Genomic DNA, 14,446 nt, shown 5'->3' on the forward strand with positions numbered 1-14,446 from the left:
AGTTGCGATCGATGGGCGATAGGATGACACACGCATTCTTTTTGGAGCGATTGGTAAGGCGTAATGAAAAAGGTTCAGGGCACCCCAAGCTGGTATTGGGAATACGAGCACCGAGTAAAAACACGACCCCGTAAAGCTCCATCAGCTTCAGGCAATCTGACTCAAGCGCCCATGCGAGCCCTCAGTAAACGGACTAAATCATAAAGCCGTTTAGGAAAGCCGCTCCAGCCCAAGCGGTTCGGCTCCGATTGATCCATGCCGCGGCACCGAACAAGCGACAAGGCGAGTCGTCCCTCCTTCACGCCAACTTCAGGAGGACCGGTTCCACCCGGTCCGTCCAGCAGGATCCCAATTCCCACAGCAACGATCGTTACACTCCTAGACACTGAACAAGCGAGGTGTCGCCCTCTACCCTCGAAATCGAGGTGAGTCCCCAAAGCCTTCCCTACTCGATTCGGGCCGAAACGTAATGTTCCGCCATGAAGGCCACGAGGTCTTCGCCCACCAAGCGATAGGTTTCGCCCAAATCATGACCCAGCCCCGGAAAGACTTGGGCCCGCACCTTGATATCCCTCTTGTGCAAATGGAGGAGGAAGGGCGGAAGACCAGCAAAGAAACGCTCACTATCCCCCATGGTCACATACAAAGGCATTGCTCCACCGCTCAGCCGGGTGCGATTGGCCTCCGCCCAATAAAGGGCGTCCTCACCATCGTCCAAATCCGCGCCCGACAAATGGCTTGGCCATTGCAATGCGGCGGAACAGCTGACAATCGCGCAAAAGAGATCCGGATACTTGAAACCTAAGCGAATCGCCCCCTCTCCTCCCATCGAAAATCCAGCAACCGCCCTGCCTTCACCCCTGGCGATCGTTCGATAGCGTTCGTCGATGGCTGGAATCAACTCTCGGATAATCCAAGTCTCCGCTTTTACGTTCTCATCCGGCCAGTCCCGATACTGGCTAAACTGGCCTGAGTTCGGCACGACGTAAATGACCTCGCCGATCTCGCCTGCATCCACCAGCCGTTTCGCCACCATTGCGAGCCCGATATCGTTCTCTTTTCCGTAGGCCCCGTGCAGCCAAAAGACCACCGGGTAACGCATATTCGGCGAAGCGGCGTAAGACGGCGGCAAGTAAATGCTGTACCCCATCTTCCGCTGCATAGATTCGCTCCAAACCACCCCGTGCTTCACACCAACGATCTCAGACGGATCGTTCCAAATCCACGTCGAGGGATCGCTAGGCACCGGCTTCGCATCGCCACTCCCCAACGCCACTAGAGCCGCCAAAAGACCCAACGTTCGTTTTACATAAGTCTTGCACATCCTCGCGAAACCACCGACAGGACGCCCCTGTTCATATTCTATTTTTCGTAAACCCGATAACTTGCCGCAAAAAGCTCCGCAAAGTGAATACACTCCAGGATCCTAGACAGGATCATAATTCCCTAGGGCGCAGTGCAATCTGCATAAGCAAATACCAATACGAGTGAATCCCGCAGCCTACACTGCCGCCTACACATAGTTTGCATGGACAACGAGTCCGGATACACCTGACTCTTTTCGATTTGAATGTAATTGAAGCTGCGAAAACGCTCCCTCCCTCCGTGATTCAATTGGACGTAAACGCGTAAGAGGCTCGCGAGGGGGCAGGTATCCATGATCGAGCTTAAAACACTCGCTCCACCCCGACATTATCAAAATTGGCACCCTTGAAAGGGGGAAGAATCCACCAAGAATTCGCCTTACAGTCCCTCGGAGCGCTCGCACCCCCTTCCACGGAAGCTTTGGAAAACACGGACAGAAACCGGACAGAAACCATTTTCCTTGAAATCCGCACCGCGGCGAAAGACGCGTAAGTAATTGACTGACAGTGGTGCCCAGGGTGGGACTCGAACCCACACGTCCTTGCGGACAGCGGATTTTAAGTCCGCTGCGTCTACCGATTCCGCCACCAGGGCATTGGTGTGAAAGTCGGGAATGCAGCAGACTTGCGGGCGGAAAACAAGCCTGCGATTACGAATATGGCACTTGCCTAGCTAACAAAGTGCGAACTTGCCTCCTCGCTGATCTCGCGCGAGGATTCAAGACCGTCCAACCGCCTTCGCAACATGCCTGAAATCCAAGAGAGCTGCACCCAGTATCGCACGAGCTCCCCCGCAGACCAGCAGGTCGCGCGGTTCCGCGGCAGCCTCGACTGGATCCTAGCACATCCGAAATGGGAAGACGCACTGGTTTGCTCGCTTCTCATGCTCGGGTTCAAAGGGAAAAGGCAAGGCATCAAGCAACACTCCGCGCTTCGGTCGCTCCCGCTCGAGCAAAAACAGGAGCTCGTGCGCCACGCCTTGGCTCAAGGCCTGCCCATTCCAAGCTTTGCCGAAGCGAAGCGGCTTGCCCAGCTGTGGGGAGTCACCTCCTACCGGGCTCGCAGCGATTTCGGAAGACCCAGCCAATGCGAATGGGAGACCCTCAGCCAACGGCTGCTGATTCGGATTTCAGCTCGCTACGAGCTATACAAGTCCGCCCAAAGCGAGCTCTTCGCCGCTTACCACGGCTTGGCAGTCGCCGGGGCTGTCGAGAGCTGCAGCGCGCCATCGCAACGGGAGGATGCCTGCCAAGAAGCGCGCCTGGCTCTGCTGGAGGCGATCGACCACATCGATCCCAGCCAGAATTTCGAGGCATATGCCCGCCGCTGGATAAAACGTCGCGTCCTGAATTTCGTCATGACGGAACGACTCCCCGTAAAAGCTCCTATTAACGTGATATCTAAAAGCTTCCGCGGCGTGGCGGGAGCGAATCCGCTCCTGCTGAAAGCCATTCGGGAAGGAACCCTCCAGCTAGACCAGCCCGACTGCCCTGAAATCTCCAGCGACCCCAATCTGACGAGCGAGCCCGCAAACTCTCCCCAACGCACCGCCATGCAAGTGGAAGAACTCGCTTGCCTGCGCCAAGCCCTCTCGCAACTGACGGAGAAACAGCGCGAGGTCATCAGCTGCCGCTTCGGACTCGGCGAGCACGGGGAAAGCCTTTCGCTCTCCCAAGTCGCCGATCGAGTCGGGATATCTAGGCAGCAGATTTTTCAGAGAGAAAAGCGAGCCCTGCAAAGCCTGAAAACCGCGCTCGTCGGTCTGCAGCGAGAACGCCAGTTTCAAGTTCCTGCTGCCAGCGGATATTGACAGCTCACCGGTTTCGGGAAGAGCTAGCTTCCGTGAGTGAACGAATTGGAATCATCGGCGGCAGCTTCGACCCGATACACAACGGGCATCTGATCATCGCCCTCGACGCCTCGGAGCAATTCGAGTTGGACAAAATTCTATTCGTGCCAGCCTTCCAAGCTCCACTGAAGAGCAAAGCCCCGTCCAGCTCACCCGCCCAACGGATGGCCATGACCCAACTCGCGACCGCGGGAGAACCTCGCTTCGAATGTTCCGACGTGGACTTTCGCTCCGAATCGACCAGCTACTCCGTGCGCACGGCCCGTACCCTTGGCGCAGAACATCCAGACGCAGAACTGTTTTGGATCCTCGGAGCAGACCAGATCGCCCAACTCCATCACTGGAGGAACATCGACGAACTCGCAGCCCTCGTCAGTTTCATCGCCTTCGAGCGCCCCGGCTCGGAGTGCCTCCTCCACCCGGAGCTGCCCGAGCATATTCGCATTCTCCGCGGAAAATCGCGGCCGCTGGAGATCAGTTCGACAGAAATCCGCGAACGCCTTAAATCGGGCCGCTCCGCCAAGTACTTCTTGCCAGAGAAAGTCTTTGATTACATCAAGGCCGAAAACCTCTATAGATAGAGGACAAAGCAACATGAGCACCGAATCGAAAGTAGAACTGAAAGGCGAAGAGCTGCTAACCCTTTGCTGCCAAACTTTGGCCAACGCCAAGGCAGAAAACATCGTAGCCCTCGACGTACGCGAGACTTCCTCGATCACGAACTATCTGGTGCTCGCTTCCGGCTTGGCCGAACCTCACCTCAAGGCCCTTCGCCGCGAGCTCGACAAGGCCCTCAAGGACCACAAGGTCAAGATCCTCGGCGTCGACGAGGGCGATTTCAGCGGCTGGGCAGTCGTGGATGCCTTCGATATCATGGTTCACCTTTTTTCGGAAGAAACCCGCGAGACCTACAAGCTGGAAGCGCTCTGGAAGGACGCGATTCCTGTCGACGTCGAAAAGCTCCTCGAGGGCAAATAAGCGGAGCCCAAGCTCCCACAGGGGAAGTTCCTCTCGCTAAGGACGCCAGAAAGAAGCGCCCCCTCTTACGACTTAGAAGGCGTAACCAAGCGAACTGATGAATCGACGGTCTTCGCGACGGTCTTCGGCCAGCGAGTTGTCAAAACCCAGCTCGTAACGCAAGGAGAGCTTTACCGACTTCGATACAGCAGAGGTGACCGCAGTGGAAAAATTGATTTCGTAGCCATCGGTATCCTCGAGGGGCATGGCGAAGTTGAAGTCCTGGCGAACGCGAATCTTTTCCGACATGCGGTAATCCCAATCTTGGAACACGCTCACGAGATAGTCCACTTCCGCTTCCTTCTCCGGAAACGTACGCCACCGTCCGCTTGCCCCCAATCCTGCAGAAAGGGTGGAGTCCTTCTGGTCGAGAAAACGGGTACCCAAGCCAATCTTCTGCTCTAGGTTGGAGTCGATCAGCTTGATTTCGTCACTGTAGTAGTCCGATTCGGACTCGTAGAACACGCCTGGGCCGATATCTTTCCGCCAACGATAGTTGGAACTCAGGCGATCGCGAGTCTTGGAACCGTTTGCCTCACCGTAAGCGTATTCAGCCTTTATCTTGATCCGGCTCGACTCGAACTTCCTGTCCATGTCCAAGCGGTAGTTCTGCGTCGACTGGTCCTTACGCCCCGAACTGGAATTCAAGCCGATCTGCAGGCTCTTGTCCCACTCGGGCAAGATCCCGAGGTCGCCCTCGAGGTTGCCCAAGGCTGCGAAAAACCGGTCCACCACGCTCCGCTTCTGTTCAGGCTCCTCTTCCTCTTCGCTGGCAGCGGCGACTGCCTTCGGAGGAGCAGGGACGTCCTTTACCACTCGAGGCTTTTCAGGAACCGGAGCGATCTTGGTTTCCGCGATCGCCTCTTCCGCCTGCTCCTCAGCCTCCTCCTCGGCTTTTCCCTTTCCCACCACTTCGGCCACCCGGCTTCGCGGCAGCGAAATTTCGCCAAGGTAATCGACTGACAGCCTTATCTCCTCGTCGCTCTCGCTCAGCAGGTTGCCGGAAAGGCTGTCGCCATTGTCCAAAACGACCTGCACCTCCCGCGAATCCGCCCGGCTCAGGGCAGCAGCAAGGAGACTCAAGAAGACTGTTAGGAAAAACTTACTCATATGGACTAGGTTACCAGCTCTATTCGGAGCGTGAGATACACGAAAACTCAATCGGTTAATGCTAAAAAAAACGTAAACGAAGCAAAGGTTCCCAAATTTCTCCGTAAAGCAGATCATAGGGTTAAAGAGCCCTTTCTGACCTGCCGTATTCCTAAGTGTTCGTATCCAAATTCATCAACCGAACATTCAAACTTAGGAAAATATCATTATGCATAAGAACACATCCAAAAAAGGTTTCACACTCGTAGAAATTATGATCGTGGTTGTCATCATCGGCCTCTTGGCTGCGATGGCTATCCCTGCGTTCCAGAAGGTTCGCCAAGACTCCCGTGAGTCTGCCGTTACTAACGATGCTCGCCAGCTCGCCTCCGCAGCTCAGCAGTACATGCTCGAAAACAACGCAACTACGGTAGCGGTTACCTACAACTCCACCACTGGTACGATCGCAGCCCCGCTCGACGTGTACGTTCGTAAGATCGGCACTGGCTACGCTCTCTCCTCCAGCCTCGGCATCGACTCCACCTTCACCATCGGTCACCCTCAGATGGACACCGACGGAAACGGCTCGACCGTTCTTACCTTCACTGCTGAAGGTCAAGTCGAGTAATCGCGAGTCCGATACACTAAAAACTTTCAAGGCTACGCCCGCAGACGGCGTAGCCTTTTTGTTGCAACCCCTCGCCTTTTCCGTCGAATAGCAGGTCATTGCGGCGAGTAAGCTCCTCGTGAATCCCGAGGATTTGCATATCCACAACCCACTATGTCCCAGTATTTACGCCTCGGTTCCTTCCTAGTAGTCAGCGTCGTGTCCCTCCTTTTCGGGTTCGTATTGCTCGACCCACTACAGATGGAAAACGCATTTGTCCTAAGTGGCTATGCGAACATGGTGATCCTGAGCGGGTTGCTGGTCGCCGCCTTCTTCCCCAGCCTTTCCCTGAACGCGCTGCGAAAACGCCTAAACCGATCCACCCTGATCCTGCTGACAGTGTGTCTGGCCGCAGCCTTATTCATGTTCACGCGCGAGGGAGGTGGGTTTAAAATCACCTTCGACGAGTACGTCATTACCAACGTATCCAAAAACCTAAACCAACAACACATTCCTTTCACTCGGATTTCCGTGACGGAGAACGTCGCCGGCATTGAATCGATAGATAAGCGGCCCCTCGCCTTTCCATTCGTGCTTTCACTTGTGCACGGGGCCCTAGGATACAGCTACAAAAACGTCTTTTTCCTCAATTTCTTCGTCACCGCTGCCCTGCTCTTCCTTGTCGCCAAGATCGCCGAACGACTCTTGGACAGGAAAGCTAGCTACTTGGCGATCCTTCTCGCCTGCGCATCCCCCTTGCTTACCCAGAATTCCAGCGGAGGCGGATTCGAGCTTTTCAACGCCCTATGGCTTTTCCTGGTAGCATGGCTATCCATGAATTACTGGGAAGCGCCCAGTCATCGACGAATGTTTCAGCTCGTCGTGTCCGCCGCATTCGCATCGCACATACGCTACGAATCTGCTCTTATCGTGATTCCGGTCGCTGGAATTCTTCTGGCAAAGTGGATTCAGCAGCGAAAAGTTGAGCTCCCTTGGCTGACCTTGGCAATACCGCCCCTCTTCATGACGCTCGCTTGGCAACAGCTCGCGATTGCTTCCAATCCCGGAAAATTCCAGTACGAGACCGAAGGCAGCGGCAACTTCAGCCTAAGCTACTTGATGCCCAACCTCGAAAAAGCCTTCGAATATTTCTTCATCCCCAGCGCCGTCTACCCGAGTTCCCCTTGGGTCAGTTTCCTTGGCTTTGCCACGCTGCTGAGCATCCTCGCATTTTCCCTAACCCGAGGCAAAACGCTCTATGGAGGCCGACCTGAGCGCGGAGTCATGCTCTGCTACGCTGCTTACATCACAGCGCTTCTGCTCCTGATCCTTTGCTTCTTCATGGGAGACCTCGCTCAACCGATCAGCTCGCGCCTCGCCCTGCCTTTCGTCGTTCTATTGACCCTCCTGGGTGGCATCGGTCTTTCTGTCCTCTACTCCCACAATCACTTCGGCAAAACATGCGTTTGCGGGCTCACCGCGCTCAGCATGCTATTCGCGACCAAAGTGTACTCAAACCCCGAATACACCACCGCTAACCGTATCAACAAAAAGATCGACTGGGTCCGCTCCTTCGCCGAGGAACTGCCACAGGGCAACTACCTCTTCGTCACCTCCATGCCCCACGCCATGGAGGTATTCGGATACAACAGCATCTACACGTTTAGAGCGAGACAACGACTCGCAACGCTGAAGGTTCACATGGACCTAAAAACCTACAACGAAATCTACTTCGTCCAGAACCTGAGCTTCAAAACCGAAGATGAGATCGTAAAGCTGAAGCCTCTCCCGAACAATACGCTCGGTCCCGCAGTGAGTCTCGAACAGGTGCAAGAGGTGTCCCTTATCCCCTTCAACCTGACCCGCATCAGCCGCATAACGGACATCGACATCGAGAAGGACTTTATGCCCACTGAACCGGAACCATACGAGCCAGGCGAAACCGTGCAGTTCCGCTACGTATCCGACAAAGATTTCGAGAGCTGGCGCAAGAGTCTCCCTTAGGCCTAGGCATCGATAAAGAGTTAGGCGCAAATTAGTTGGCGTTGTTCGCCGCGGTCACGACAAGCGCGAAACGCAAGGAGCCTTGGCGGGACCGGTTCCACCCGGACCGCATTGCAGGAGGGGATCGCCCAAATCAACGAAGCTCGACCGGCCTTGGGCGCTTCCGCCTCTTCAGTTAGGCCAAGCCTTGCGCCCTACCATCAAGAGATTCTTGCCCAACGGCATCGGAACGAACTTCTCGATCATGCGCGTCACTGGTACGCCCACACGGTCATACAAACCGACACTTCCCTTAGAAAGCTTGGCGCGGAACACCTTCATGCAGAGGAACCATGGAAGAACGCCTAACACGTCGGCGTACTTCACCGTCTCGACAGCAAATCCCGTCTTCAGGAGCAACTCAGCTCCACTCGCCTTCTCGTAGCGACGATAATGCCCTAAGCTGCGGTCAAAGTCGCTGTACAGCCACTGCAGGGCCGGTACGTAAATGAGAACGCAGCCCCCAGGCTTGAGCATGCGGTAAACCGCTTTCAACTCCGCTTCGTCATCCGCGACATGCTCCATCACGTTATTGTAGACCACAGCGTCGAACTTGGCTTCAAACTCGCCTGCAAGGTCCGTAACGTAGCCGTTAACCGCTTCCAATCGAGACTCTTGTTCGTAGCGCTTGGAAAGGAGCCCGTGCATGCGGGAGCAAGGCTCGAAGGCATGGATCGACTCCACATCAGCATTCAGAAGATATTTCGAAAAGTTGCCGCTCCCGGCCCCCACGTCAGCGATCTTGCCTCTGAGATAGGGAGAAAACTCCTCAACAATCCACTTAGGATAGTTCTCCGCTACCCCCATCGCCTCAAGGTCCGCTCCTTCATACTCGAAGGAACCGAAACGGGAGTCTGCTGAAAATCCTAAGGGAGGGTCGGCTAGTTCTGGCGTATTCATTTATGGAAAGCGGAGCTACGTTCGAAAATCGAAGAGCTACTTTCCTAAATCGCCTGAACAGTCCCACTCTTAAGCCCTCGAGGAAGGTTTTATGGAGCCGTCCCCTCCTCTAGACTCGAGCCAAGAACACCACCGACTCGCTATCCGCCTCGGGGGGCTCGAATTCGAAATCCCCATAGACTGACACGTCGGAAAACCCCGCTTCGGCGAGCCGCATCATCATCTCGTGCGGCAAATGCCAGCGAATGCTCATCTCCTTATCCTCTGCCTCCAACAGCCTTCCCTTCTCATCTAGCCGCTCGATTCGATTCTTCAGATCGAGACGCTGCTGCAGCGGGTCGATCTCCCAACCTTGATAGGCTACCAGCAACTCACGAGCTTCCTCCAGCTTCACTCTCTTTCGCTCCTCCAGAGGACTCCGTTTCCGACCATCCCATATCATCTCCCACGGCATGTGAGTCGGAAGGATCAGCTGCCCCTCTTCCTTCAGATGCCTGCGACAACATGCCAGGCAGGCATCAAGCTCTTCGTCGCCCAAAAGCATCTGAATGCTAAAGCCCGGCACCAATATCGAGCCGAAGCGCCCCTGCCCTAAATCGAAGTCCCGCATGTCGCCCTCTACCAAAGTTACCCTTTCCCGAACACCGGAATCGCAATCCTCCAAGCGCTGGGCGCACACCTCCAACATCGCCGGAGACCCGTCGAGTCCCACCACTTCCTTTCCCGCCTTCGCCAAGGGCAATAAAATGCGACCCGTCCCGCACCCCAAATCCAGAACAGGTCCCTCGACCGCGTCCACAAACCACTGGAAGAAAGCGAGATCCTCGAAATCGCTCAGCTCGTCCAAGCAGTCGTAGCGCTCAGCCTCCATCCCGCGGTAGTTGTACATTTTCGCCATCGCGACACCCTGCCTCCCCGCCCCAAGTCCGCCAACCCTAATCCGAATGGGTAGTAGCGCCGCAAGGGGGAAGCCCCTCGATAAGCACATCCCTTCACCGTGGCAAAGAAGCGGACGGATCTCTCAAGCCACTGCCTGCCAGGCCGTTGCCACTGCGGGCTCTCGCGGCAAAACCACAGCCCTCCTCAACTCTAGCCACAACAAGCAAACGACACTATGACCACGCGGATCCTCATTATCGACGAAGACCCTCACGCTCTCCAAAGCTATCGCGAAGCGCTCGCGCCCAAGGCGGGACAATGGCAAATCGAATACGCTGCCAGCAGCGAAGAGGCCCTCAAATCCGCCCACTCGCAAAAGCCGAACATCGTCATTGCCTCGCTCTCCATCGCGGACGGACACGGAGCCGAGCTGCTGGCCCAGTTCGAAAAGGTGGCTCCCGACGCCCAACGTTTCATCACCGCGACCCAGTCCGAAAAGCCAAAACTCGAAGAAACGTTCGGCTCTTCTTTCCAATACCTTCCCAGCCCCTGCCCAGCTCCCCGCCTCATCACCGAGATCCAACGCTGCTTCGCCATCGACAACTGGCTCGGCAACCCCCGCGTAAAGCAGCTCGTCGCCAAGATGGGCGAATTCCCCAGCCTGCCTCCCATCTACCTGAAGGTAGTGAACGCCCTCAATTCGCGCCACGCCGACACTAGCACCATCGCCCAAGCCATTTCCGGCGACCTCGCGATCTCCGCCAAGGTCCTGCAAACCGTAAATTCCTCCTTCTACGGGTTCGACGAGAAGATCGCCAACATCTCCGAGGCCATAAACATCCTTGGCACCGACTGCGTAAAAAATCTGGTCCTCGCCATTCAGGTCTTCAACAGCATCGGCCATTCGAAGGAACACAAGGCCATCACCGACGAACTCTGGCATCACAGCATGTCCGTCGCAGTGGCCGCCCGCCGCCTCGCCGCCTACGAAACCAAGAACGACAAGATCGCAGAGGAGGCCTACACCGCCGGTCTGATGCACGACATCGGCAAGCTCATCCTTCTCAACGCCGACCCCGCAGGCACAGCCGAGGCTCGCAAGCTCGCCAGCGAAAAGTCCATCCCGCTCGCCGAAGCGGAAGACCAGGTCATAGGCTGCAACCACGCCGAGACAGGAGCCTACGTGCTCGCCCGCTGGGGCATGCCAGCGAATTTGACCGAGGCCGTTGCCCTCCACCACGAACCCGTCAACTCCTTCGGAAAGTCGTTCTCTGCCCTAGCCGCTGTGCACGTCGCAAATGCCATTGTGCATCATCGCCAAAAGCCCGACCACCCGAGCGCAACCCTCAGCGAGGCCTTTCTCGTGGAAATCGGCAAGTCCGACTCTTGGGAGACATGGCTCGCTGTCACCTCCGGCAAAACGCCCCCTGCCGCGCAAAAAGGCGGGCTCGCGCTCAAAAAGCCCGACTCCGCCACGGCGCCGTCAAGCCCGTCTGAACCACAGCAGGCAAGCTCCGGCGCTCCCGCAGCTTCCTCCTCGAAATCACATACCGCTAACTCCAGCGATACGCCTCAGGCCCAAGACAGCAGCGCCCCATTGGAGAGCCGGAAAAGCAAGGTTCCCCTCATCGCTATCGCTGCCTGCGCCCTATTTTCCGCAGCCGGTATCTACACTTTGAATACTATCGACACTGTAGATTCCGCTACGGAACCGGAGCTGGCCAACGAAGAGACCGGCGCAACAACTTCCCTCGTTTCCAACATGGAGAGAGCCAAGGAACTTTCAGGGCTCGCCCAAACCGAGGAAGCCTTGCAAGAGATCTTCGACGCGGAAACAGAGGAAGTCGCACCTATCGCAGCAGAGGAAACTCCCGTTCCCGAGGAGACATCGGAAATCGCCTCCCGCGAGGCCCAAGAAGCCCCCCAGCCATCGCTGGCCCCCGAGCAGCTCCCCAAACCGCAGCTTCCAGACGTCAAGGACAGCTTCCCCAACATCGAACTCGCCGGTATCTTCTACAATGCCGAGCGCCCTCTCGCCAGCGTGAACGGCAAAATCCGTCGCGTAGGCGACTCCGTCAGCGGTGCCCAAATCGTCCGCATCGACAAGCACCAAGTCGTTCTCAAATACGAAAACACCTTGCGAGCCTTCAAGCTCAACTAGACTCAAGGAGGGACGGCCGCTCCGCCTGGCGTCTTCCCTCGAGTCTGTTTCCAAAAAAGTCCCGAGCCTCCCCAGAGGCTCGGGACTTTTCCTGTGAAATGCAGTCTCGACTCGTCCTTCTAAAACGCGCTCGAGTCGACGCTCTCGATCCACTCCACGTAACTGGAAGCGTTGCCGTCGTCGATAAATTCAGTGGTCCCTTCCACCGTTCCCTCCTCCGAGTAGAACACTAAGAAAGGGATACCCGTGATTCCAAAACGCTCGCGAATCCCCTCCTCGTCTTCCGCCTTGCGCGGGATCAAAATCTTCGCGCCGAGGATTCCTTCGCTCTCCAAATACTTCTCCAAGGCATCGCTCTCCTTCAGGACTTCATCCAAGGCGTTGCACCACTTGCACCAGTCGCCATTACCCTTGAAAATCATCAGGAGACGCTTCCCTTCAGCCGCACGTTTCGCCAAAGCCTCTTCAATATCGGAGATCCAATTCATAAGCCGCCCATCCAAAGCGCCGCGAGAAAACAATCAATCCCCGATTCCCAAGATTTCACTCAAGCTCCGCCCCTGAGCGCTACACTCGCCACTTGGCGAGAAACACCGAAGCCGCCGCCGCCGCGTTGAGCGACTCGCCCCGGCCGAAACGCGGAGCGAACAGCTTTCCATCAGCCGCCGCCGATACCTCCGCCGAAACGCCGCGGGCCTCGTTGCCAACCACGATCGCGCAACGATCCGGAAACGCAAAATCCGAGAGCGAAACCGCAGTCTCATCCAACTCTGTCGTGAAAACCTGGATACCCCTTTTCCTCAGGACAGAGACCGCCTCCACCAAGTCCACTCCGACAGCCACCGGCAAGTGAAACAAGCCACCCATCGTCGAGCGAACCGTCTTGCCGTTCTCCAACTCCGCGCAGCCCCTTCCCAAGACAACCCCGTCCATCCCGAACCAGTCGCAACTCCGCACAATGGCGCCGCAATTCCCGGGATCCCCCAAAGCGTCCAAAACCACCAAGCGGGCCGGGCCGCTCTGCGGCAACTCCGCCAGCAACTCCGCAAAACCGCATCCCACCCGGTCCACCAAAGCGAGTACACCCTGCGAAGCCTTGGTATCGGAGAGCTGGGCAAGCTGGCTCGCCATGCCCTCGTAGGCCTCCTCCGCCTCTTCCAGAGCCGTCCCCAAGACCGCGTCCTCCGAAGCCTCGCGCCTCGCCTCCGGATCGAAGATCACCGCATGCAGTCGACAGCCCGCCTTCATCGCTTCGTCTAGCAAATGCCAACCTTCCACGAAAAAACGACCTTCCTGTTCACGCGTTTTCTTCTGCAAGAACTTCCGGAAAAATGAGAGTTTCGTCTTGGATAAAGCCATTGGCATCCTCGCAGTAAGAGCGACAATCCCAGATATCAGAAGCAGAAAAACCAAGCAACAGCGACCTTGCTCGCGAACCCTCGGCCCTTTTCACAATCCCACTTTACCATAAGCCCCCGGAGACAGATTATCCACATCGACATGGACTGCTTCTACGCAGCCATCGAGGTCCGCGACCGCCCCGAACTGCGCCGCGAGCCCGTCGCCGTGGGCGGACACAGCAACCGGCGTGGAGTGCTCACAACCTGCAACTACGAAGCCCGCGCCTTCGGCTGCCACTCCGCCATGCCCACCTTCCAAGCCCTCCAGCGCTGCCCCCACCTCGTGGTCCTGCCCGTGCGCTTCGACGTCTACCGCAACGAGAGCCGACGCATCCGACGAATCTTCCGCGACTACACCGAGCTCATAGAGCCCCTCTCCCTCGACGAGGCCTACCTCGACGTTTCCCACCACACCCGTCCCGCGGCCTCCATCGCCCAAGAGATCCGAAGCCGCATCCGCCAGACCACAGGGCTCAACGCCTCCGCTGGCATCGCTCCCAACAAGATGCTCGCCAAGATCGCCAGCGACTGGCGCAAGCCAAACGGCCAGTACGAAGTAAAGTCCTCAGATATAGGATCTTTCATGCAAAGTCTTCCCGTATCCAAGATCTGGGGAGTCGGGAAAAAAGCAGTCGCGCGGCTCGCTGAACACGATCTTCACACTTGCGGAGACCTGCAAAAGCAGAGCCGCCTCGAACTCCAGCAACTGTTCGGGAAATTCGGATCCGAACTCTACGAACTCTGTCGTGGCATCGATCACCGAGAAGTAGTCTCCAATCGAATACGCAAGTCGATGAGCTGCGAACGCACCTATTCAAAAGACCTCGACTCCCTCGAAGACAGACAGCAGCACGCAGCCGACATTTTCCAAGAACTCTCCCACGACCTAGCCCGCTTCAAGAGCGACCGCCCCATCTCCAAGCTCTTCGTCAAATGCAAGTATTCCGACTTTACCCGTAGCTCCATCGAGCGCAGCGGCCTTCCCTTCCAGCTCTCCAGCTTCCAGGACCTTCTCGACGAATCCTATGAGCGCCGCTCAGACCCCATCCGCCTGCTCGGCCTCGGCGTACGCTTTCTCGACCCCGAAGCACAGATGCGCGCCACCCAACAACTCGAATTCGACTTGGGGTAGGAGCG

Annotated in this window: 13 protein-coding genes and 1 tRNA gene; 7 read left to right on the forward strand and 7 right to left on the reverse strand. The window is 56.8% G+C overall.

Going from position 1 to position 14,446, the window contains the following annotated elements:
• Window positions 1-445: 445 nt before the first annotated feature.
• On the reverse strand, window positions 446-1,246 hold the full coding sequence (locus IEN85_RS03385) for an alpha/beta hydrolase (RefSeq protein WP_191615657.1): 801 nt from the start codon (window positions 1,244-1,246) through the stop codon (window positions 446-448).
• 626 nt (window positions 1,247-1,872) lie between these two features.
• Window positions 1,873-1,959: transfer RNA gene (locus tag IEN85_RS03390), tRNA-Leu, on the reverse strand.
• 150 nt (window positions 1,960-2,109) lie between these two features.
• Here IEN85_RS03390 and IEN85_RS03395 point away from each other — a divergent pair.
• From IEN85_RS03395 to rsfS, 3 genes are read left to right on the forward strand one after another with little or no spacing between them, the layout of a single operon-like run.
• Window positions 2,110-3,174: a sigma-70 family RNA polymerase sigma factor gene (locus IEN85_RS03395; protein ID WP_191615658.1), complete on the forward strand. Its 1,065-nt coding sequence runs from the start codon at window positions 2,110-2,112 to the stop codon at window positions 3,172-3,174.
• Window positions 3,175-3,206: 32 nt separating this feature from the next.
• Window positions 3,207-3,794 (forward strand): nicotinate-nucleotide adenylyltransferase, encoded by a 588-nt coding sequence (gene nadD, locus IEN85_RS03400; RefSeq protein ID WP_191615659.1) that lies wholly within the window; start codon window positions 3,207-3,209, stop codon window positions 3,792-3,794.
• A 13-nt stretch (window positions 3,795-3,807) separates the two neighbouring features.
• Window positions 3,808-4,191 carry a ribosome silencing factor gene (gene rsfS, locus IEN85_RS03405; protein ID WP_191615660.1) on the forward strand — a complete coding sequence of 128 codons (384 nt, stop codon included), beginning with the start codon at window positions 3,808-3,810 and terminating at the stop codon, window positions 4,189-4,191.
• 72 nt (window positions 4,192-4,263) lie between these two features.
• Here the strand turns inward: rsfS and IEN85_RS03410 are convergent, their stop codons facing one another.
• Window positions 4,264-5,340 (reverse strand): DUF481 domain-containing protein, encoded by a 1,077-nt coding sequence (locus IEN85_RS03410; RefSeq protein ID WP_191615661.1) that lies wholly within the window; start codon window positions 5,338-5,340, stop codon window positions 4,264-4,266.
• A gap of 208 nt (window positions 5,341-5,548) precedes the next feature.
• Between IEN85_RS03410 and IEN85_RS24745 the strand changes: the two genes are divergently transcribed.
• Window positions 5,549-5,947, forward strand: a complete 399-nt coding sequence (locus IEN85_RS24745) for a prepilin-type N-terminal cleavage/methylation domain-containing protein (protein WP_191615662.1) — start codon at window positions 5,549-5,551, stop codon at window positions 5,945-5,947.
• Between the two features lie 153 nt (window positions 5,948-6,100).
• Window positions 6,101-7,930, forward strand: coding sequence for a glycosyltransferase family 39 protein (locus IEN85_RS03420; protein ID WP_191615663.1), 1,830 nt, complete (start codon window positions 6,101-6,103; stop codon window positions 7,928-7,930).
• A 171-nt stretch (window positions 7,931-8,101) separates the two neighbouring features.
• On the opposite strand, the gene IEN85_RS03425 is transcribed toward IEN85_RS03420, so the two are convergent.
• Window positions 8,102-8,869 carry a class I SAM-dependent methyltransferase gene (locus IEN85_RS03425; protein WP_191615664.1) on the reverse strand — a complete coding sequence of 256 codons (768 nt, stop codon included), beginning with the start codon at window positions 8,867-8,869 and terminating at the stop codon, window positions 8,102-8,104.
• 109 nt (window positions 8,870-8,978) lie between these two features.
• Window positions 8,979-9,767, reverse strand: a complete 789-nt coding sequence (locus IEN85_RS03430; RefSeq protein ID WP_224772430.1) for a class I SAM-dependent methyltransferase — start codon at window positions 9,765-9,767, stop codon at window positions 8,979-8,981.
• 216 nt (window positions 9,768-9,983) lie between these two features.
• Here IEN85_RS03430 and IEN85_RS03435 point away from each other — a divergent pair, with 216 nt between their 5' ends.
• Window positions 9,984-11,909 (forward strand): HDOD domain-containing protein, encoded by a 1,926-nt coding sequence (locus IEN85_RS03435; RefSeq protein WP_191615666.1) that lies wholly within the window; start codon window positions 9,984-9,986, stop codon window positions 11,907-11,909.
• Between the two features lie 119 nt (window positions 11,910-12,028).
• Here IEN85_RS03435 and IEN85_RS03440 read toward each other — a convergent pair whose 3' ends face one another.
• Together IEN85_RS03440 and IEN85_RS03445 are read right to left on the reverse strand one after the other, a co-directional pair.
• Window positions 12,029-12,397, reverse strand: coding sequence for a thioredoxin family protein (locus IEN85_RS03440; RefSeq protein ID WP_191615667.1), 369 nt, complete (start codon window positions 12,395-12,397; stop codon window positions 12,029-12,031).
• A 79-nt stretch (window positions 12,398-12,476) separates the two neighbouring features.
• Entirely contained in the window at window positions 12,477-13,268 is a 792-nt protein-coding gene (locus tag IEN85_RS03445; protein ID WP_191615668.1) for a TrmH family RNA methyltransferase, read from the reverse strand.
• A 66-nt stretch (window positions 13,269-13,334) separates the two neighbouring features.
• Here IEN85_RS03445 and dinB point away from each other — a divergent pair, with 66 nt between their 5' ends.
• Window positions 13,335-14,441 carry a DNA polymerase IV gene (gene dinB, locus IEN85_RS03450; RefSeq protein ID WP_224772431.1) on the forward strand — a complete coding sequence of 369 codons (1,107 nt, stop codon included), beginning with the start codon at window positions 13,335-13,337 and terminating at the stop codon, window positions 14,439-14,441.
• Window positions 14,442-14,446 lie beyond the last annotated feature (5 nt).

The sequence above is a fragment of the Pelagicoccus enzymogenes genome, from assembly GCF_014803405.1.
Lineage (GTDB): Bacteria > Verrucomicrobiota > Verrucomicrobiia > Opitutales > Opitutaceae > Pelagicoccus > Pelagicoccus enzymogenes.